This window comes from Kitasatospora sp. NPDC024654, from assembly GCF_055559155.1.
On record NZ_JBVHLF010000007.1, the window covers coordinates 107,157 to 125,487 of the forward strand.

Sequence of the window (18,331 nt, forward strand, 5' to 3'; positions counted from 1 at the left end):
CTTTCTCCGTTGTCGGTTGTTACGACCGCACCCGGGTTCCGGGGCGGTGGTTCAGGGGGGTCTCAGCCGGCCGGGGCGGCGGTGGGTGCCTCAGCGTCGGCGCGGCGCGCTCGCGCCCACCGTCCGGTGGGGGCGCCGCGACGCGACAGCCTGCGGACGACGAGGTCGCCGAGCAGCTGGACCAGAGTGACCAGGATCACCAGCTCGATCACGATGACCACCATGAAGGAGGTCTCGAAGCGCATGTAGCCGTAGGTGATGGCGAGGTTGCCGAGGCCGCCGCCACCGACCGTGCCGGCCATCGCCGAGTAGCCGACCAGCGCGATCACGGTGGTGGTGAGCGCGGAGACCAGGGCCGGCAGCGCCTCGGGCAGCAGTGCCTTGCGGACCACCGCCCAGGTGCCGCCGCCCATCGCGTGGACGGCCTCGACCAGGCCCTTGTCCACGCCGCGCACGGCGCTCTCCACCAGCCGGGCGAAGAACGGGATGGCGCCGACCGCCAGCGGCACGGTGGCCGCCTGCCAGCCGATCGTGGTGCCGACCACCCAGCGGGTGAACGGGATCAGCGCGACCAGCAGGATCACGAAGGGCAGCGAGCGGCCGACGTTGACGATCGCGCCGACCACCTTGTTGACCGGCCGGTTCTGCAGCAGCCCGCCCTTCTCGGTGAGCACCAGCAGGAGGCCCAGTGGCAGGCCGAGCAGCAGGGTGACCAGGGTGGCGATGCCGACCATCTGGTAGGTCTCCTGGGTCGCCTGCCAGAGCAGCGGCTGCATGTCGTCCCAGGTCATACCGCCGCTCCGTTCGGGTTGAGGCCCGGGTTGAGGCCCGAGTCGAGGTTCGTGTCGAGGTTGGTGTCGAGGTTGGTGTTGAGGACGTCCACCTGCAGGCCCTGCGCGCGCAGGTGGCCGATCGGCACCACGTTGTCCTGGTGGCCCCCGGGCAGCTCGACCCGCATCCGGCCGACCAGCCGGCCGCCGATGGTCTCCACCGCGGCGCCCAGGATGTTGATGTCGATCTGGTAGGTCCGGGCCAGCTGGCTGACGAACGGCTGCGCCGAGCTCTCGCCCTGGAAGGTGATCTCCAGCACGGTGCTGCCGGGCGAAGCCGCGCCGGGGGCGCCGAGCGGGAAGAGCTCGCGGGCCAGCTCGGAGCCCTCGGCGGCGAGCAGGTCGGTGAGCGTGCCGGCCTCGACGATCCGGCCGCCGCGCATCAGGGCCGCGGAGTCGCAGACCGACTTGATGACGTCCATCTCGTGGGTGATCAGCAGCACGGTCAGACCCAGCTGCTGGTTGAGGTCGCGCAGCAGTCGGAGGATCGAGCGGGTGGTCTCCGGGTCGAGGGCCGAGGTGGCCTCGTCGGAGAGCAGCACCCTGGGATCGCCGGCCAGCGCGCGGGCGATGCCGACGCGCTGCTTCTGGCCGCCGGAGAGCTGGCCGGGGTAGCTGCGGGCCTTGTCACCGAGGCCGACCAGGTCGAGCAGTTCGGCGGCCTTGCGGCGGCGCTCGTGCCGGTCCAGGCCGGTGATCTCCAGCGGCAGTTCGACGTTCTCCTGCACGGTGCGCGAGGAGAGCAGGTTGAAGTGCTGGAAGACCATGCCGATCCGGCGGCGGGCCGCGCGCAGCTCGCCTCCGGCCCGGTGCTCGCTGCCGGGCAGCGCGGTGAGGTCGACGCCGTCCACGGTGACCGTGCCGGAGGTCGGGCGCTCCAGCATGTTGACGCAACGGATCAGGGTGCTCTTGCCGGCGCCACTGGTCCCGACGACGCCGTACACCTCGCCCTCGCGGACGGAGAGGTCGACGCCGTCGAGGGCGGTCACCTCGCGGCCTTGGGATCGGTAGACCTTGGTGAGGGCCTTGGTGGTGATCACAGCTGCTTCCGTGGGTCGGGGGCGGTGGAGCACGCGGGCCGGGTCACGGCGTGGACGTGCGACGCCGCGCCGGGGCGGCGGGAGGGTCGTGCGGGGAGGTCGGCCTCGATCGGTGCCGGATGGCGGGATGGCCGGTGGCGGCTCAGCGCCGGGGGCCGGATCGGGGCACGGGGACGGGCAGCGGCCCGCGGGGCGATGGCCCGGTCAGCGGTGACACATTCGACAACACATGCCACGCACACCTGCCGGCATGGTGCCGGTGGCGGTGGTCTTCGTCGTCGCAGTCATACGGAGAAGTAAAACAGATGACCGCCAGGTGTCCCAGAAAACAGGAACCGATGTCCGGATCCCGGACACGACCCTTGCGGCACAAGGGGTGAAAACGCGACAACCCCGCCACCGCGGCTTTGCGGTGGCGGGGTCAGGAGCTGCTGGGAGGTCTAGACCGCCGTCGCGAGAGGCACCTCGACCGGCTTCTCCAGCGTGACGTGGCTGAGCATCCGGTTGACCGGGCGGACCTCGGTCTGCCGGTAGCCCTGGCGGGCGTAGAGGCGCAGGTTGCCGAGACTGCGGTGACCGGTGGAGAGCCGGAAGGCGCGCACCGGGTGCTCGGCCAGCAGCCGCTCCTCGACCGCCGTCAGCAACCGGCCGCCGAGGCCGTGCCGCTGCATCCGGGGGTGGACCACCAGGCGGCTTATCCGGCCTACGCCGTCCTCGTCGACCCAGCCGCGCACCGAGCCGACCACCTCGGACCCGAGCCGGGCCACCAGCACATGACGCTCGGCCAGCTCCGCGCGCAGGCTCTCCAGGGTCTGGGTGAGCGGCTCGATCGACCAGTCGCCGTAGAGCTCGGCCTCGCCCTGGTAGGCGAGGTACTGGAGTTTGAGGATCTGTTCGGCATCGTCCTCGGTCGCCACCGAGGTGATCACGCTCATGCCCATGTGCGGGGGCCTCCCATCGTCGATACCGGCGCGCGCAGTGAGGGTTTCGCACCGGTTGCCCAGCCGGAGGTCTGCCCGGCCGGGGATCGGTCCTGGCCGGGGTAGCGCTAGAACGTACCAGCCCGTACCGCGCGAACGCGCACGGGTGCCACGGCACGGTACGGAGATACGTTCGCCAGCGCTCTACCCAGACGTCGCCCGTTCTCAACCAGCTGGCCTTCCCGCGTGTCGGAAATCACTCAGCTGTCCGAAGGCGCAGGGGCCCGGCAGCGTCCCTCGCCGCCGGGCCCCTTCGGGATCCGTACTACCGGTTGACCCAGTCCTGCTGGAGCGCCAGGTCGGCCTTCACCTCGGCCAGCTGGGCGGCGACCGCGCTGGGCGCCGTGCCGCCGCGCCCGTCCCGGGCCGCGATCGCGCCGGGCACGCTGAGCACCTCGCGGACCTCGGGGGTCAGCTGGTCGGAGATCAGGGCGAACTGCTGGTCGGTCAGCTCCCAGAGCTCGATGCCCTGGCTCTCACAGGCCTTGACGCAGGCCCCGGCGACCTCGTGCGCGACGCGGAACGGCACCCCGCGCTTGACCAGCCACTCGGCGATGTCGGTGGCCAGCGAGAAGCCGGCCGGCGCCAGCTCCTCCAGCCGCTCGCGGTGCACGGTGAGGGTGGCCATCATGCCGGTGAAGGCCGGCAGCAGGACCTCCAGGGTGTCGCAGGAGTCGAAGACCGGCTCCTTGTCCTCCTGCAGGTCGCGGTTGTAGGCGAGCGGCAGCGCCTTGAGGGTGGCCAGCAGGCCGGTCAGGTTGCCGATCAGCCGGCCGGACTTGCCCCGGGCCAGCTCGGCGATGTCCGGGTTCTTCTTCTGCGGCATGATCGAGGAACCGGTGGAGTAGGCGTCGTGCAGGGTGATGAAGCCGAACTCCTTGGTGTTCCAGATGATCACCTCCTCGGCGATCCGGGAGAGGTTGATCCCGATCATCGCGGTGACGAAGGCGAACTCCGCGACGAAGTCGCGCGAGGCCGTGCCGTCGATCGAGTTGGCCACCGAGCCGCCCTCGAAGCCCAGGTCGGCGGCGACCGCCTGCGGGTCCAGGCCGAGCGAGGAGCCGGCCAGCGCGCCGGAGCCGTACGGGGAGACGGCGGTCCGGGTGTCCCACTGGCGCAACCGCTCGGCGTCCCGGCCGAGTGCCTGGACGTGGGCCAGCACGTGATGGGCGAAGAGCACGGGCTGGGCGTGCTGCAGGTGGGTGCGGCCCGGCATGGCGGTGTCCGGGTGCGCCTCGGCGAGCCCGACCAGGGCCTGCTGGAGGTCGAGCAGGAGGCCGCCGATGATCCGGGCGTGGTCGCGCAGGTACATCCGGAAGAGCGTGGCGATCTGGTCGTTGCGGGACCGACCGGCCCGCAGCTTGCCGCCCAGCTCCGGACCGAGCCGCTCCAGCAGGCCGCGCTCCAGGGCGGTGTGGACGTCCTCGTCGGCGATCGTGCCGGTGAAGGCGCCGGACTCGGTGTCGGCCAGCAGCTGGTCCAACCCGGCGAGCATGGCGGTGAGTTCGGCCTCGGTCAGCAGTCCGGCGCGGTGCAGCACCCGGGCGTGCGCCCTGGAACCGGCGATGTCGTAGGGGGCGAGGCGCCAGTCGAAGTGGACCGAGGCGGAGAGCCTGGCCAACGCCTCGGACGGGCCGGCGGCGAAGCGGGCGCCCCAGAGACGGACGTCGGCGGGCTGGTCGGCGGACGGCATCGCGGGCTCTCCTTGCGGTGTACGGGAGTTGAGGTGTCTGGAGGTGAGGGGCGAGCCCCGGCCGGCGGGGGGTGGCCGACCGGGGCTCCGGAAGGGTGGCTCGGAGGGTGCTTCAGGCCAGGTCGCGCCGGGCGGCGAGCTTCGAGGACATCCCGAAGATCTCGATGAAGCCCTTGGACATCGACTGGTCGAAGGTGTCGCCGGTGTCGTAGGTGGCCAGGTTGAAGTCGTACAGCGACTGGTCGGACTTGCGGCCGTTGACCACCGCCCGCCCGCCGTGCAGCACCATCCGGATCTCGCCGGAGACGTGCTGGTTGGCCTCGTCGACGAAGCCGTCCAGCGCCCGCTTGAGCGGCGAGAACCACAGGCCGTCGTAGACGAGTTCGGCCCAGCGCTGCTCGACCTGCCGCTTGTAGCGCGCGAGTTCGCGCTCGACGGTGACGTTCTCCAGCGCCTGGTGCGCGGTGATCAGGGCGATCGCACCCGGAGCCTCGTAGATCTCCCGGGACTTGATGCCGACCAGTCGGTCCTCGACCATGTCGAGCCGCCCGACGCCCTGGGCGCCGGCCCGCTGGTTGAGCTCCTCGATCGCCTGCAGCACGGTCACCTTGCGACCGTCGATGGCGACCGGGACACCCGCCTCGAAGGTGATGACCACCTCGTCGGCCTCGCGCGGGGTGGCCGGGTTCTGGGTGTACTCGTAGACGTCCTCGATCGGCGCGTTCCAGATGTCCTCCAGGAAGCCGGTCTCGACGGCCCGCCCGAAGACGTTCTGGTCGATCGAGTACGGCGACTTCTTGGTGGTGGCGATCGGCAGACCCTTGGTCTCGGCGAAGGCGATCGCCTTGTCCCGGGTCATCGCGTAGTCGCGCACCGGGGCGATGCACTTCAGGCCGGGGGCCAGCGAGTTGATGCCGACCTCGAAGCGGACCTGGTCGTTGCCCTTGCCGGTGCAGCCGTGCGCGACGGTGCTGGCGCCGTGCTTCTGCGCGGCGGCCACCAGGTGCTTGACGATCACCGGCCGGGAGAGCGCCGAGACCAGCGGGTACTGGCCCTGGTAGAGCGCGTTGGCCTTGACCGCCGGCAGGCAGTACTCGTCGGCGAACTCGCTGCGGGCGTCGGCCACTTCGGCCTCGACCGCGCCACAGTCCAGCGCGCGCTGGCGGATCACGTCCAGGTCCTCGCCGCCCTGGCCGACGTCGACCGCGACGGCGATGACCTCGGCGCCGGTCTCCTCGGCGATCCAGCCGATGCAGACGGACGTGTCCAGACCGCCCGAGTAGGCGAGTACGACGCGCTCGGTCACGGCTTTCTCCTTACATCACGGTACGAACAGGACGGGCGTGGGAGCGAGGCCCCATGCACTGATGGGCATAAGTATGCACGACTCCGTATGAAATTCAAAGCCGTAACAGCGTCAGGGCACAGCAGGTTTCAAGATGTAGCAGTCGCGGCGGTCGCCGGGGCGGTTCGCCGCGCGACGGCCCGGCCTCCCGCCGCGGACAGCGGGCCGGCCCCCGTCCCCGGCGGGGGACCGGGGGCGGGGGCCGGGGGCCGGGGGCCGGGCCGGCGGCGGGGGCCGGCGGCGGGAGCCGGCGGCGGGGGCCGGCGGCGGGAGCCGGCGGCGGGGGCCGGCGGCCGGGGAACCGGGTGGGGCTCACCAGGCGACGGGGAGCTCCCGGACGCCGTAGATCAGCATCTCGGTGCGGAAGGGAACCTCCTCGAACGGGACCGCCAGGCGCAACGTCGGCAGCCGGCGGAGCAGGGTCTCCAGCGCGATCTGGAGCTCGGCCCGGGCCAGCGGCTGGCCGAGGCACTGGTGGACGCCGAAGCCGAAGGCCAGGTGCCGGCGGGCGTCGCGCTCGACGTCCAGCTCGCCGCCGGCCGGGAACAGCGCCTCGTCGCGGTTGGCGGTGGCGATCATGCAGACCACGCCCTCACCGGCGCGGACCGTCACCCCGCCCGGCAGCTCGACGTCCTCCAGGGCGATCCGGGGCAGCCCCGACCGCACGATGGAGAGGTAACGCAGCAGTTCCTCGACCGCCCCGCGGATCAGCGTCGGTTCCGCGCGCAGCCGCTCGAGCTGCGCGGGCTCGCGCAGCAGCGCCAGGGTGGAGAGCGAGGTCATGTTGGCGGTCGTCTCGTGGCCGGCGATCAGCAGCAGCAGGCCGTTGGAGGCGACCTCGTCCGCGGTGAGGTCGTCCCGGGCGGCCAGCCGGGCCAGGATGCCGTCCGGCGCGCACCGCTTGCTCGCGGCCAGCTCGGTCAGGTAGTCGGTGAGGGCGTCCAGCGCCGCCTTGACGGTCTCGGTGGGCACCTCGCTGTTCAGCAGCAGGCGGCTCTGCTGCTGGAAGAAGTCGTGATCCGCGTACGGCACGCCGAGCAGGTCGCAGATCACCAGCGAGGGCACGGGCAGGGCGAACTCGGCGACCAGGTCGGCGGGCGAGCCGTGCTCGATCATGGCGTCCAGGGCCCGGTCGACGATCCGCTGGATGTCGGGGCGCATCGCCTCGACCTTCTTGACCAGGAAGTCGGTGGTGAGCATCCGGCGCAGCCGGGAGTGCTCGGGGTCGTCCAGCCGCAGGAAGTTGGGCTGCTCGCCGACCAGCTCCCGGCGGCCCGGGGTGACGAACGGGAAGTTGGGGTGGCGGGCGTCCGCGCTGAACCGGCGGTCCGTCAGCACCGCGCGGACCTGCGGGTAGCCGGTCAGCAGCCAGCACTGGCTGCCGTCCCAGAGGCTGACCCGGCTGGCGGGCGCCAGCTCCTGGTAGCTGGGCGACGGGTCGAACGGGCAGCCGCTGTTGTGCGGCGCGGGGATCCGCAGCTCGGGGAGGGCGGACAGGTCGGGGGTGTCGGTGGTCATGACGCGTCCTCCCGCACCGTGATGGCGCCGGCCGGGCAGAGCGTGGCGGCGAGTCTCACCTGGTCGTGGAGGGGCTCGGCGGGGTCGGTCTGGAGCAGTTCGACGAGGCCTTCGTCCTCGTTCTGGTCGAAGACCGCGGGGGCGGTCAGTACGCACTGCCCTGAGCTGCAGCAGCGGTCCTGGTCAACAGTCACGTGCATGGGCGGGACCTCGATGGGCGCGAAGGGGTCGGTTGCCCCGGGCAACCAACTTTCCGTGAGGACAACCTAACCCTTCGTTTCGATGCGCACGAAGAGCCGTGGAACGATCCTCGGAGATTGGCCGATTCGCGCCCCTGGACCGGACGGACGGCGGGTCGCCCGCCGCCCGTCCGCCACGCTCCACCGTCAGGACTTCGCCTGCGCCAACTGCATCAGGTGGTCGGCCAGCGCCTGCCCGCCGGCCGGATCACGGCTGATCAACAGCACCGTGTCGTCACCGGCGATGGTGCCGATGATCTCGTGCACCTCGGCCGTGTCGATCGCCGAGGCGAGGAACTGGGCGGCCCCCGGCGGGGTGCGCAGCACCACCAGATTGCCCGACGCGGTGGCCGAAACCATCAACTCGGCGGCCAGCCGGGCCATCCGGCCCTCGCTGGCGGACTCCCCCATCGGCGCGCGCGGGGTGCGGTCGCCGCCCTCGGCCGGGACGGCGTAGATCAGCGCGCCGTCCCGGTTGCGGATCTTGACCGCGCCCAGCTCGTCCAGGTCCCGGGAGAGGGTGGCCTGGGTGACCACCAGACCGTCGTCGGCCAGCAGCTTGGCCAGCTGGCTCTGCGAACGCACGGGCTGACGGGTGAGCAGGTCCACGATCCGCCGGTGGCGCGCGGTACGGGTCTGCGGGACCTGCGGCGTCGGGCCGGTGGCGGGCTGATCGGTCGGGGGCACGGTCATGGTGATGATTCTCCCGGACCGGCCTCAGGACTGCTCGGCCGGGTCGTCCCGCCGGTCGCCTTGCCGCTCGCCTTGCTGTTCGCCTTGCCGGTCGTCCCGGCGGGAGACGGGAGCGGTGGCGGCCCGGGCGGCGCGCAGGATCCCCGGCAGCGCGACCAGGAAGGCGTCCGCCTCACGTTCGGTGAGCACCAACGGCGGGACCAGCCGGACGGCGTCCGGCACCGCGGCGTTGACCAGGAAGCCGGCGTCCTGGGCCGCCGCCTGCACGGCCTGGGCGACCGGCTCGGTGAGCACGATGCCGAGCAGCAGGCCGGCCCCGCGCACGTGCGAGACCAGCGGGTCGCCGATCGCCTCGACGCCCTCGCGCAGCCGGGCGCCGAGCTTCTGGACGTGGTCCAGCAGCCCCTCGGCCGCGATGGTGTCGAGCACCGCGAGCGCCGCGGCGGCCACCACCGGGTTGCCGCCGAAGGTGGTGCCGTGCTGACCGGGCCGCAGCAGCTCGGCGGCCTCGCCGAAGGCGACCGTGGCGCCGATCGGCAACCCGCCGCCGAGGCCCTTGGCGAGGGTGACCACGTCCGGGTCGACGCCGGGCTCGGCCTGGTGGGCGAACCAGTGGCCGGTGCGGCCGATGCCGGTCTGGATCTCGTCCAGGATCAGCAGGGTGCCGGTGGCCCGGGTGATCTCGCGGGCCGCCCGCAGGTAGCCGGCCGGCAGCGGAACGGCGCCGTTCTCGCCCTGGATCGGCTCCAGCACGACGGCGGCGGTCCCGGTGGTCACCGCCGCGCGCAGCGCCTCGACGTCCCCGAACGGCACGTGGCTGACCTCGCCGGGCAGCGGCCGGAACGGCTCCTGCTTGGCCGGCTGGCCGGTGAGCGCCAGGGCGCCCATGGTCCGGCCGTGGAAGGCGCCCTCCAGCGCGACCAGGTGGGTGCGGCCGGTCAGCCGGCTGATCTTGAACGCGGCCTCGTTGGCCTCGGCGCCGGAGTTGCTGAAGAAGACCCGGCCCGGGCGGTCGAACAGCGCCAGCAGCCGCTCCGCCAGCCGGACCGTCGGCTCGGCCGTGAACAGGTTGGAGACGTGGCCGAGTTGGGAGATCTGCCGGGTCACCGCCGCGACCACGGCCGGGTGCGCGGTGCCGAGCGCGTTGACCGCGATGCCGCCGACCAGGTCGGTGTAGGCGCGGCCGTCGGCGTCCCACAGGGTGGCGCCGGAGCCGCGGACCAGGGCGAGCCGCGGGGTGCCGTAGGTGTTGGCCAGGGCGTGCGTGAACCGCTCGGTCAGCTCGGCGTTGCCGCTCGTGCCCGTGTTCCGGTCCGTCCCGCTCATGCCAGTCCCCCCAGGACCTCGGTCTCGTCGTCCGGCACGACCATGGTGCCGATGCCCTCGTCGGTGAAGATCTCCAGCAGCAGGCTGTGCTGCACCCGGCCGTCCAGCACCCGGGCGGTACCCACGCCGGAGCGGACCGCGCGCAGGCAGCCCTCCATCTTCGGCACCATCCCGCTGGAGAGGCCGGGCAGTATGGCGTCCAGCTCGCTCGCGGAGAGCTGGCTGATCACGTCGTCGGAGTGCGGCCAGTCCGCGTAGAGGCCCTCGACGTCGGTGAGCACCACCAGCATCTCGGCGTCGAGCGCGACCGCGAGCGCGGCGGCGGCGGTGTCCGCGTTGATGTTGTAGACGTGGCCGTCGGCGCCGCGGGCGATGCTGGAGATCACCGGGATCCGGCCGTCGGCGATCAGCGCCTTCACCGCGCCCGCCTCGATGTTGACGATGTCGCCGACCAGGCCGATGTCCACCGGCTCGCCGTCGACCTCGGCGAAGCGCTTGACCGCGGTCATGGTGTGGGCGTCCTCGCCGGTCAGGCCGACGGCGAACGGGCCGTGCTCGTTGAGCAGGCCGACCAGCTCGCGCTGGACCTGGCCGGCCAGCACCATGCGGACCACGTCCATGGTCTCCGGCGTGGTCACCCGCAGGCCGTTGGTGAACGAGGAGGTCATGCCCAGCTTGTCCAGTTGGGCGCTGATCTGCGGACCGCCGCCGTGGACGACGACCGGGTGCAGGCCGGCGTAGCGCAGGAAGACCACGTCCTGGGCGAAGGCCGCCTTGAGCGACTCGTCGACCATGGCGTTGCCGCCGAACTTGATGACCACGGTCTTGCCGTGGAAGCGCTCCAGCCAGGGCAGCGCCTCGATGAGGGTGAGAGCCTTGGGCAGCGCGGTGTTGTTGCGGGCCTGTTCGCCCTTGGGTGCGATCTGCACGGTGTCGGTTCCCTTGGTTCCCTGGGCCCCACGGGGGTCAGGTGGAGTAGGCGCTGTTCTCGTGCACGTAGTCGGCGGTGAGGTCGTTGGTCCACACCGTGGCGCTCGCCGGGCCGGCGTTCAGCCGGGCGGTGATGACGACCTGGCGGCCGGTCATGTCGACCAGGGCGCGGTCCTCGCCGACCGCGCCGTCGCGGCAGACCCAGACACCGTTGATCGCCACGTCCAGCCGGTCCGGGTCGAAGGCCGCGTCGGTGGTCCCGATCGCCGCCAGCACCCGCCCCCAGTTGGGGTCCTCGCCGTGGATCGCGCACTTGAGCAGGTTGTTGCGGGCGATCACCCGGGCCACCCGCACCGCCTCGTCCTCGGTGGCCGCGTCGGTGACGTCGATCCGGATGTCCTTGCTGGCCCCCTCGGCGTCGCCGATCAGCTGCCGGGCGAGGTCCGCGCAGACCTGGCCGACCGCGTCCTCGAACTCCGCCGCCCCGGGCGTGAGCCGGCTGGCGCCGGAGGCGAGCAGCAGGACCGTGTCGTTGGTGGACATGCAGCCGTCGGAGTCCACCCGGTCGAAGGTGGTGCGGGTGGCGGCGCGCAGCGTGCGGTCCAGCTCCGGTGCCGGCACGGCGGCGTCGGTGGTGAGCACGACCAGCATGGTGGCCAGACCCGGGGCGAGCATGCCCGCGCCCTTGGCCATGCCACCGACCGTCCAACCCTGCGGGCTGCGCACCACGGCGGTCTTGTGCACGGTGTCGGTGGTCTTGATGGCGATCGCGGCGGCCTCGCCGCCGTCCTCGGTCAGCGCCTTGACCGCCTGGTCGACCCCGGGCAGCAGCAGGTCCATCGGCAGCCGCTCACCGATCAGGCCGGTCGAGCAGACCGCCACCTCACCGGCGCCGACGCCGAGCCCGGCGGCGACCCGCTCGGCGGTGGTGTGGGTGTCCTGGAACCCGTGCGGTCCGGTGCAGGCGTTGGCACCACCGGAGTTGAGTACCACGGCGGCCAACTCGCCGGTCTTCAGCACCTGCTGGGACCAGAGCACCGGTGCGGCCTTGACCCGGTTGGAGGTGAAGACGCCGGCCGCGGCGAACGACGGGCCGTCGTTGACCACCAGGGCGAGGTCGGGGGTACCGGAGGGCTTGATGCCGGCCGTGATCCCGGCGCCCCGGAAGCCGCGCGCGGCGGTGACGCCGACGCCCCGGGGTCCGCTGTCCTGCTGGCTGGTCACGGTGCGACTCCGTTCACGGGAAGGCCCAGTTCCTCGGGCAGGCCGAGGGCGATGTTCATGCTCTGCACCGCGCCACCGGCGGTGCCCTTGACCAGGTTGTCGATCGCGCTGATCGCGACGATCCGCCCGGCGTGCTCGTCCAGCGCGACCTGGACCAGCGCCGTGTTGGCGCCGTACACCGACTTGGTCTGCGGCCACTGCCCCTCGGGCAGCAGGTGGACGAACGGCTCGGCGTCGAACGCCTCGGCGTACGCGGCCCGGAGGGTGGCGGCGGTGGTGCCGGGCTTGGCCTTGGCGGAGCAGGTGGCCAGGATGCCGCGCGGCATCGGCACCAGGGTCGGCGTGAACGAGACGGTGACCGGCTCGCCCGCGAGCGGCGAGAGGTTCTGTGACATCTCCGGCGTGTGCCGGTGGCTGCCGCCCACCCCGTACGGGGTGACCGAGCCCATCACCTCGCTGCCGAGCAGGTTCGTCCTGGCCGCCTTGCCCGCGCCCGAGGTCCCGCTGGCCGCGACGACCACGGCCTCCGGCTCGGCCAGCCGCGCCGCGTAGGCGGGGAAGAGCGCCAGGCTCACCGCGGTCGGGTAGCACCCGGGGACGGCGATCCGCTTCGCCCCCTTCAGCGCGGCCCGGTGCCCCGGCAGCTCGGGCAGGCCGTAGGGCCAGGTCCCGGCGTGCGTCGAACCGTAGAACCGTTCCCAGTCCGTGGCATCCTGGAGCCGGAAATCCGCCCCGCAGTCGATCACCAGCACGTCCTCGCCGAGCGCCTCGGCCACCGCCGCCGACTGCCCGTGCGGCAGGCCGAGGAAGACGATGTCGTGCCCGGCGAGCGACTCGGGAGTGGTCGGCTCCAGGACCCGGTCCGCGAGCGGCGGCAGGTGCGGCTGCAACTCCCCGAGCCTGCTCCCGGCGTTGGACCCGCCGGTCAGCGCACCGATCTCGACCTCGGGATGCCCGAGCAGCAGACGCAGCACCTCGCCACCCGCGTACCCGCTGGCCCCGGCGACGGCGACTCGCAATGCCATGACGTTCCCTCCTTCGGCTTGGCATGAATATACGCATCTTGGAACATTCATGCAAGGACACCTGGTCCCACGCCGTGGCGCGACCGAGACTGAGCGGCCGAGTTGGCCTGTGAGCGTCAGGGTTGGCCCGCCTGAGCGCGGCAGTTGGCCCTGCCGCCTTGCTCGACCTATATCGTGTTGGTCCTCAGCTTCGGGAGGGGGCTACACGTTGAGCGCGAGCCTGACGACACATGGACGCCTCCCGCCACCGCATCCGTCTTCTCCAGGCACCCGACATCGACGCGGCCTTGGAGTTGATGGCTCAGGCCAACCCCGGCTATGACGCGCAGGGCTTGGCCGCGCACCGGCGCCTGCTGGAGCTGGCGACCGCCCCAGTCGGGACGGGGCATGCCGAGGGGAGCTTGCGGGAGATGTCTCGGGAGCTGGCGAGGATCTCGGGCGGCGTCCTGACCGTGGACGAGGTGTACGGGAGGCTGAGCGCTCGGGCTGCGGCGGGCGAGGACCTGATGGCGGGCGCGCTGCTGACGCTCGTCGCCGAGGAGACCGCCACCGGACAGGTCGTCGGCCTGGTGAAAGCCGGGCCGCCCGGGACGTGGGCGCTCCACGCCCTCACTCAGCTGCCCGCGCCGATGGTTCGGCAGATGCGGGAGCGGTCGTGGAGATCTCGGACATCGCCGTGGCGCCCGGCGCGCGCCGCCAGGGCATTGCGGGAGAGCCGCTGAACACCCTGCTCAACCTGGAAAGCCCGGTGGCTCAGAGGTGGCGGGTGGCGGTGTGGTTCTTCCACGAGAACCGTGACTTTGGGGACTTCCATCGCGCGATGGCCCCGGAGTGGCCGGTCGGTCAGCCACTCGCCTTCCTCGACAGCGCGCGGCGGGTGGCGAACTTCCGGGAGTTCACCGGCGACCTGCGGGCCTGCGTCGCCCCGCTGCACCCGGACCTCAAGCTCATCCTGGACGCTACGGGGACCCCCCGCCGTGGAGGGTGTCTTCGACCAACCCTGGCCCAAGGCGGGTGCTGTCCGCGTTCCTGGGCCTGGTCGCAAGCTGTCGAAGAGCGAGCGGAAGCAGGAGAAGAAGGTGCGCGGTCGCACTCGGGGGTAGAGGGCGGCGAGGGCAAGGTCACCATCCCCCTGCGCATCGTTCGCTGAACGGCCGGGAGGAGGTTTCACGCGTGCCCCAGGAGAGCCCGCAGGACTTCGACCAGCCCGATCGCCCGGCGGCCGCCCGCGCCGCCGTCACGGCTCGGGGCCGTGTGATGTGATCGGTGAGCTGCTCCAGCTGTGAGCCGCCTGACGGACCACCCCACCAGAAGTGCCCCGGCATCCTGCCGCGGCCGTACAGATGAGTTATCTGGTGGTCCGGCCGTTCTCGCTGGTCAGGGCCTTGGAGAGCAGTGACTTACAGCGCTAGCCCCGTAAAACGTCCGCGCCGGACGAAGGCGCAGATGGAGGCCCTGCGGGCCGAGCTGTACGCGCTCGTCCGCGACGCGCAGCCCTGCACCGTACCGGCACGTCTACTACCTCGGACTGGGCCGGTTGTGGGAGAAGGGGCTTGAGTCCCGCACCGGAGGTTGTCACCCCGGCCCCGTCGGAACGGATCACTGCTGCCCCCCTGAGTCCGTCGGTGACGTGCCGGTTGCATTCAGCGGCGGGTGCTGCTTGGTGACCATCGAGTCGCTGATCGGGTGCTGGGTGAGTGATCAGGTGTGCAGGATGCTTTGGGCCGGCGGGATACCGGACGAGGCTTCCGATGTGTGGGCGGGGGTGACTGCGAGGGCCTGTTGCAGCAGGTCCTGGAGCGTGGACTGTTGCTCCGGGGTGAGGCGGGCCAGTGGTGAGCCTTCGGTAAGGCGGGCCAGGGCTTGCTCGCGAAGCGTCGTGCCTTCCGGCGTCAGGGCCAGGAGCTTGGCCCGCCGGTCGGAGGGGTGGGGTTGGCGTTCCACCAGTCCGGCTCGTTGCAGGCGGTCGATGACGAACGTCGTGTTCGACGGCTCGCAGCTCATCCGTTCGGCGAGTTCGCGCATGGTCAGGGGGCCGGACAGCTCGCGCAGGGCGACTCCCTGGGAGGTCGTCAGGCCGAGGTCGGTGACCGCGCCCCGGACGTGTTCGTCGAGCCGGCGGGCGAGGGCGGCCACCAGGGCGCGCAGTTCCCGCTCGTCATCGGCACCCGATGTCTCGCCGGGCGTTCGGCTGCTGCTCATGTCTCCAGGCTACCAACTCCATCAAGCTTGAATGTTTACAGATCATATAGTTCTAGTTGTAAGTTGTTTCCCGTTCCCTGATCCCGACTTCAGGAGGGCCTCTTCGCCATGTCCGTCATCACCCGTCGTCTCGCCGTCATCGGTGCCGGTCGCATGGGCATCCCCATCGGCAGGCACTGGATCCGCGCCGGGCACACCGTCGCCTTCGCCTCCCGTGCCCCGGAGCGCTTGCGCCCACTGGTCGACGAGCTCGGCCCGCGAGCCTCGGCCGGCACCTGGCGGCAGGCCGTCGTAGGAGCCGAGGCGGTCCTCCTCACGGTGCCGTACACCGGGCTCGCCGCTGCGGTCGCCGAGCTCGGGCCGCTGCTGAGCGGCAGGATCGTGGTCGATGCGACCAACCCGATGGCTATTTCCGCCGAGGGACGCGTGGCGTGCTCGCTCGGGCCGGAGACGACCTCCGGTACCCGGACCGCCGAGCTTCTGCCGGGGGCCAGGGTCGTCCGGGCGTTCAGCCACATCCTCGACGAACTGCTGGAGACCCGCGCCTTCTTCGAGCCGGTGCGGGTCGCGATGGCCTATGCGGGCGACGATGCCGCCGCCAAGGCGGTGGTCGCCGACCTGATCTCGGACGCGGGCTTCGCGCCGCTGGACCTCGGAACACTGGCCGCCTCCGCGGCCCTGGACCCGGGCGGCGCCCTGTTCGCCGGTCTCTACACCGAGGCCGACGCCCGGCGCCGCGCCTTCCCGATGTCCGCTCGTCCGTCCTGACCCGCGCCCGCCACACCCGCATCGGCCACCGGCGGATCGGAGACGCCACCACACACCGACCCGCCGCCCGGCCTGGCCGGCGGGCCGGCGGATCGACGGTGCTGGAGTGGCCGGGCGCTGACGCCCACCGCCGACCCCGGCTGACGATTGGCGCAGGACGCCGGACAACGTCCGCGTCCTCGATGACCACGACGTGGCCCTCGTCGAGTGGGAGACCCTCGAGGCCGCCGCGCGTACCAACCTGCTCAGCGAGCCGGTCAACTTCGACACCCTCGATCTGCCCGGTGGCGCTGGCGTCCACATCCTTGGCCACCCGGAGTCCGTGTTCGCGGCCAGCAAGGCGCTCGTCTTCGAGGATGCGGTTCGGGCCGCCGGCGGTCCCGAGATACCGGACGAGGGCGTGCTGCTCGTTGTCCCGAACCGGCACAACCTTGCGTTCTCGCTCATCGACAGGCACGTGGCCGAGGCCGTCGACACCTTGGCGAAGTTCGGGCAGGGCGCCTACGAGGACGACCCCGGAAGCCTCTCGCCCCGGGTGTTCTGGTGGCGCGCCGGCACGTTGACATCGATCACGCTCATCGACCTGGAAAGTCGGACGATGAGCATCGCCCTGCCCGATGAACTCATGACGATCCAGCAGTTCCACAAGCTGCCCGAGTTCACTGCGCGCCGGGCGCAGATCGCCGCCTCCTACAACTGGTTGGAAGATCCGGAACGGGCTGCAACACTGGACCGTATTCTCCAGCGACTGCCCCTCACGCAGTACTGAATGTTCACCGCGCTCGCTTCGGTTCTCGAACATGTGCAGGCTCGTTGACCTGGCCACCTGCGACTTTTCGGGGTAGATAACGCCACAACGCCGGGCTGAGCTGGCCCCCTGATTGAGCCTTTTCGCAGGCGGGCGGACCTCAGCCGTTGACGGCCGCTGCGATCTGCCGGGCCGCCTCGGCGGGTGTGAGGTGTGTGGTGTCGATGACCTCGGCCTCGGCGTGCAGCCAGGTGCGGGCCGCCTCGGCGTAGGGCTCAAGGTACTTGAGACGGAATGGGGAGTTGGGGCCGAGGACAGTGTCCCCCGCGATGCGCCCACGGAGGGTGGCCTGGTCGGTGTGGAGGACGAAGTGCCGTACTGGGATGGCATGTTGGGCGAGTCCCGTGCTGATCTCACGCCAGTACTGCTCGACCAGGACGGTCATGGGTATCACCAGAGTGCCGCCGGTGTAGTCGAGCACATGGCGGGCGGTCTCGACCACGAGCTGCCGCCACGGCGGCCAGTGCTGGAAGTTGTCCGTCCTGGGCAGCCCCGGCGTGATGTCCATGAGTGTCTCGCCGACCTTCTCGGCGTCGAACACCCGTGAATCCGGGATCAGTGGCTGCACGAGTGCACTGGTCGTTGTCTTGCCCGCGCCGTGGGTGCCGTTGAGCCATACGATCACGCCGCCCGATGCTAGCGCTGTACGGACCGCGGGAACGGGCACGGCAGAAATCCGGTACGGCTTCGGTGTTTCTCAGTGGTGTCAACCACCAAGATCAGGTGTCACCTATCTCGAAAAGTCGCACCACCGGGCCAAGCCCGACGCTCAGGCGGGCCAACCCTGACGCTCACGGGCCAACTCGGCCGCTCAGCCTCAGCGACCGAGCTGTGAGGTGAATCACAGTGGCGGGCTGTCACGATTCCGCCGGTGCGGGGTGTCTCGATGGCGTCCGAGGAGAGGGGCCGGGTGTGGCACCGGAGTGTCGACGCGTCCGAGAGGCCGTCACCTGCGACGGCATGCCCGCGGCACGGTCCCCCGCCGACGGTCGACCCGGAGAAGCCGCACCGTGCCGACACGGTGCGCACACTCGACAGAGGAGCACACCGGCAGTGGAAACCATGACGGTCGAACGCACCATCCACGCCCCGATCGACGAGGTGTTCGCCTGGCTCACCACGACCACCAACTACACGAGCTCGCCCCTGGTGCTGCGCTGCCGCCTGACCCGGCACGGCGGAACCGCGCCCTACGGCGTCGGCGCGGTGCGTGACCACCTCTGGCTGATCGGCTGGTTCCGGGAACGCATCACCCACTACGACCCGCCGTACGCCACCGAGTACCTCGTCGAGCGCAGCCTGCCGCCGTCCAGGCACGAACTCGGCCGCATGACGTTCACCGAGGTCGACGGCGGCACCCGGGTCCGCTGGACCACCCGCGCCGAGATCCCCGTCCCGTTGCTCGGCCCCCTCCTCACCCGGCTCCTCGCCCGGCCGATCATCACCCGCACCTTCCGCAACATCCTCGACGCCGCCGACACCGCTCTGGCCCGACACCCCCGGCCGGAGCCGAGCGGGCCGACCGCGCAGGCGCCGGTCCGCGGACCCGAGCCCCGCTGACGGCCCCGGCGGGGTGGCGCCGGCAGGCACGCGGTCCCGGGCGGGGAGGCGGCCACGACGCTCGCCGGCCGGCTCGGGCGCTCAGCCACGCCCGGGCAGCCCGGCGGCCCCGGTGGGCCGCACGGATTGCCGGGCGTGGCGCGGGCTCGG

Annotated in this window: 19 protein-coding genes; 5 read left to right on the top strand and 14 right to left on the bottom strand. The window is 71.6% G+C overall.

Going from position 1 to position 18,331, the window contains the following annotated elements; all coding sequences use genetic code 11:
• Positions 1–62: 62 nt before the first annotated feature.
• The 12 genes from ACZ38L_RS06670 to argC all read right to left on the bottom strand — a co-directional run bounded on the left by ACZ38L_RS06670 (position 63) and on the right by argC (position 12,843).
• Positions 63–791: a methionine ABC transporter permease gene (locus ACZ38L_RS06670; RefSeq protein ID WP_465689872.1), complete on the bottom strand. Its 729-nt coding sequence runs from the start codon at positions 789–791 to the stop codon at positions 63–65.
• Positions 788–1,870, bottom strand: coding sequence for a methionine ABC transporter ATP-binding protein (locus tag ACZ38L_RS06675; protein ID WP_465689874.1), 1,083 nt, complete (start codon positions 1,868–1,870; stop codon positions 788–790). The genes ACZ38L_RS06670 and ACZ38L_RS06675 overlap by 4 nt, the downstream gene beginning before the upstream one ends.
• 440 nt (positions 1,871–2,310) lie before the next feature.
• Positions 2,311–2,811 (bottom strand): GNAT family N-acetyltransferase, encoded by a 501-nt coding sequence (locus ACZ38L_RS06680; protein ID WP_465689876.1) that lies wholly within the window; start codon positions 2,809–2,811, stop codon positions 2,311–2,313.
• Positions 2,812–3,115: 304 nt separating this feature from the next.
• Positions 3,116–4,543, bottom strand: coding sequence for an argininosuccinate lyase (gene argH / locus ACZ38L_RS06685; protein WP_465689878.1), 1,428 nt, complete (start codon positions 4,541–4,543; stop codon positions 3,116–3,118).
• A gap of 112 nt (positions 4,544–4,655) precedes the next feature.
• Positions 4,656–5,849: an argininosuccinate synthase gene (locus tag ACZ38L_RS06690; protein ID WP_465689880.1), complete on the bottom strand. Its 1,194-nt coding sequence runs from the start codon at positions 5,847–5,849 to the stop codon at positions 4,656–4,658.
• Positions 5,850–6,200: 351 nt separating this feature from the next.
• On the bottom strand, positions 6,201–7,406 hold the full coding sequence (locus tag ACZ38L_RS06695; protein ID WP_465689882.1) for a cytochrome P450: 1,206 nt from the start codon (positions 7,404–7,406) through the stop codon (positions 6,201–6,203).
• A complete protein-coding gene (locus ACZ38L_RS06700) occupies positions 7,403–7,606 on the bottom strand; it encodes a ferredoxin (RefSeq protein ID WP_465689884.1) in 204 nt (67 codons plus the stop codon). The genes ACZ38L_RS06695 and ACZ38L_RS06700 overlap by 4 nt, the downstream gene beginning before the upstream one ends.
• Positions 7,607–7,792: 186 nt before the next feature.
• The gene (locus ACZ38L_RS06705; protein WP_396562026.1) at positions 7,793–8,338 is read right to left on the bottom strand and encodes an arginine repressor; all 546 of its coding nucleotides are present in this window, start codon (positions 8,336–8,338) and stop codon (positions 7,793–7,795) included.
• A 24-nt stretch (positions 8,339–8,362) separates the two neighbouring features.
• Positions 8,363–9,664 (bottom strand): acetylornithine transaminase, encoded by a 1,302-nt coding sequence (locus ACZ38L_RS06710; protein ID WP_465689887.1) that lies wholly within the window; start codon positions 9,662–9,664, stop codon positions 8,363–8,365.
• Positions 9,661–10,593 carry an acetylglutamate kinase gene (gene argB, locus ACZ38L_RS06715; RefSeq protein ID WP_465689889.1) on the bottom strand — a complete coding sequence of 311 codons (933 nt, stop codon included), beginning with the start codon at positions 10,591–10,593 and terminating at the stop codon, positions 9,661–9,663. Before argB ends, ACZ38L_RS06710 begins: the two co-directional genes overlap by 4 nt.
• Before the next feature lie 37 nt (positions 10,594–10,630).
• A complete protein-coding gene (gene argJ, locus ACZ38L_RS06720; RefSeq protein ID WP_465689891.1) occupies positions 10,631–11,818 on the bottom strand; it encodes a bifunctional glutamate N-acetyltransferase/amino-acid acetyltransferase ArgJ in 1,188 nt (395 codons plus the stop codon).
• Positions 11,815–12,843, bottom strand: a complete 1,029-nt coding sequence (argC, locus tag ACZ38L_RS06725; protein WP_465689893.1) for an N-acetyl-gamma-glutamyl-phosphate reductase — start codon at positions 12,841–12,843, stop codon at positions 11,815–11,817. The genes argJ and argC overlap by 4 nt, the downstream gene beginning before the upstream one ends.
• 230 nt (positions 12,844–13,073) lie before the next feature.
• Between argC and ACZ38L_RS06730 the strand changes: the two genes are divergently transcribed.
• Positions 13,074–13,565 (top strand): hypothetical protein, encoded by a 492-nt coding sequence (locus tag ACZ38L_RS06730; RefSeq protein ID WP_465689895.1) that lies wholly within the window; start codon positions 13,074–13,076, stop codon positions 13,563–13,565.
• The gene (locus ACZ38L_RS06735; RefSeq protein WP_465689897.1) at positions 13,499–13,993 is read left to right on the top strand and encodes a hypothetical protein; all 495 of its coding nucleotides are present in this window, start codon (positions 13,499–13,501) and stop codon (positions 13,991–13,993) included. The genes ACZ38L_RS06730 and ACZ38L_RS06735 overlap by 67 nt, the downstream gene beginning before the upstream one ends.
• A gap of 551 nt (positions 13,994–14,544) precedes the next feature.
• On the opposite strand, the gene ACZ38L_RS06740 is transcribed toward ACZ38L_RS06735, so the two are convergent.
• Complete coding sequence (locus tag ACZ38L_RS06740) at positions 14,545–15,045, bottom strand: MarR family winged helix-turn-helix transcriptional regulator (protein ID WP_465689899.1); 501 nt, start codon at positions 15,043–15,045, stop codon at positions 14,545–14,547.
• Positions 15,046–15,153: 108 nt separating this feature from the next.
• On the opposite strand from ACZ38L_RS06740, the gene ACZ38L_RS06745 reads away from it, so the two are divergent.
• Together ACZ38L_RS06745 and ACZ38L_RS06750 are read left to right on the top strand one after the other, a co-directional pair.
• The gene (locus tag ACZ38L_RS06745) at positions 15,154–15,813 is read left to right on the top strand and encodes an NADPH-dependent F420 reductase (RefSeq protein ID WP_465689901.1); all 660 of its coding nucleotides are present in this window, start codon (positions 15,154–15,156) and stop codon (positions 15,811–15,813) included.
• Positions 15,814–16,006: 193 nt separating this feature from the next.
• Positions 16,007–16,582 carry a hypothetical protein gene (locus tag ACZ38L_RS06750; protein ID WP_465689903.1) on the top strand — a complete coding sequence of 192 codons (576 nt, stop codon included), beginning with the start codon at positions 16,007–16,009 and terminating at the stop codon, positions 16,580–16,582.
• Positions 16,583–16,721: 139 nt separating this feature from the next.
• On the opposite strand, the gene ACZ38L_RS06755 is transcribed toward ACZ38L_RS06750, so the two are convergent.
• Complete coding sequence (locus ACZ38L_RS06755) at positions 16,722–17,246, bottom strand: AAA family ATPase (protein WP_465689905.1); 525 nt, start codon at positions 17,244–17,246, stop codon at positions 16,722–16,724.
• 428 nt (positions 17,247–17,674) lie between these two features.
• On the opposite strand from ACZ38L_RS06755, the gene ACZ38L_RS06760 reads away from it, so the two are divergent.
• Positions 17,675–18,181, top strand: a complete 507-nt coding sequence (locus tag ACZ38L_RS06760; protein ID WP_465689907.1) for an SRPBCC family protein — start codon at positions 17,675–17,677, stop codon at positions 18,179–18,181.
• Positions 18,182–18,331 lie beyond the last annotated feature (150 nt).

Excerpts from the sequence above, each read along its gene's own strand:
- ACZ38L_RS06670 (WP_465689872.1), bottom strand. The coding sequence starts at position 791 with ATGACCTGGGACGACATGCAGCCGCTGCTCTGGCAGGCGACCCAGGAG.
- ACZ38L_RS06680 (WP_465689876.1), bottom strand. The coding sequence starts at position 2,811 with ATGGGCATGAGCGTGATCACCTCGGTGGCGACCGAGGACGATGCCGAA.
- argH (WP_465689878.1), bottom strand. The coding sequence starts at position 4,543 with ATGCCGTCCGCCGACCAGCCCGCCGACGTCCGTCTCTGGGGCGCCCGC.
- ACZ38L_RS06695 (WP_465689882.1), bottom strand. The coding sequence starts at position 7,406 with ATGACCACCGACACCCCCGACCTGTCCGCCCTCCCCGAGCTGCGGATC.
- ACZ38L_RS06700 (WP_465689884.1), bottom strand. The coding sequence starts at position 7,606 with ATGCACGTGACTGTTGACCAGGACCGCTGCTGCAGCTCAGGGCAGTGC.
- ACZ38L_RS06705 (WP_396562026.1), bottom strand. The coding sequence starts at position 8,338 with ATGACCGTGCCCCCGACCGATCAGCCCGCCACCGGCCCGACGCCGCAG.
- ACZ38L_RS06710 (WP_465689887.1), bottom strand. The coding sequence starts at position 9,664 with ATGAGCGGGACGGACCGGAACACGGGCACGAGCGGCAACGCCGAGCTG.
- argC (WP_465689893.1), bottom strand. The coding sequence starts at position 12,843 with ATGGCATTGCGAGTCGCCGTCGCCGGGGCCAGCGGGTACGCGGGTGGC.
- ACZ38L_RS06730 (WP_465689895.1), top strand. The coding sequence starts at position 13,074 with ATGGACGCCTCCCGCCACCGCATCCGTCTTCTCCAGGCACCCGACATC.
- ACZ38L_RS06740 (WP_465689899.1), bottom strand. The coding sequence starts at position 15,045 with ATGAGCAGCAGCCGAACGCCCGGCGAGACATCGGGTGCCGATGACGAG.
- ACZ38L_RS06745 (WP_465689901.1), top strand. The coding sequence starts at position 15,154 with ATGTCCGTCATCACCCGTCGTCTCGCCGTCATCGGTGCCGGTCGCATG.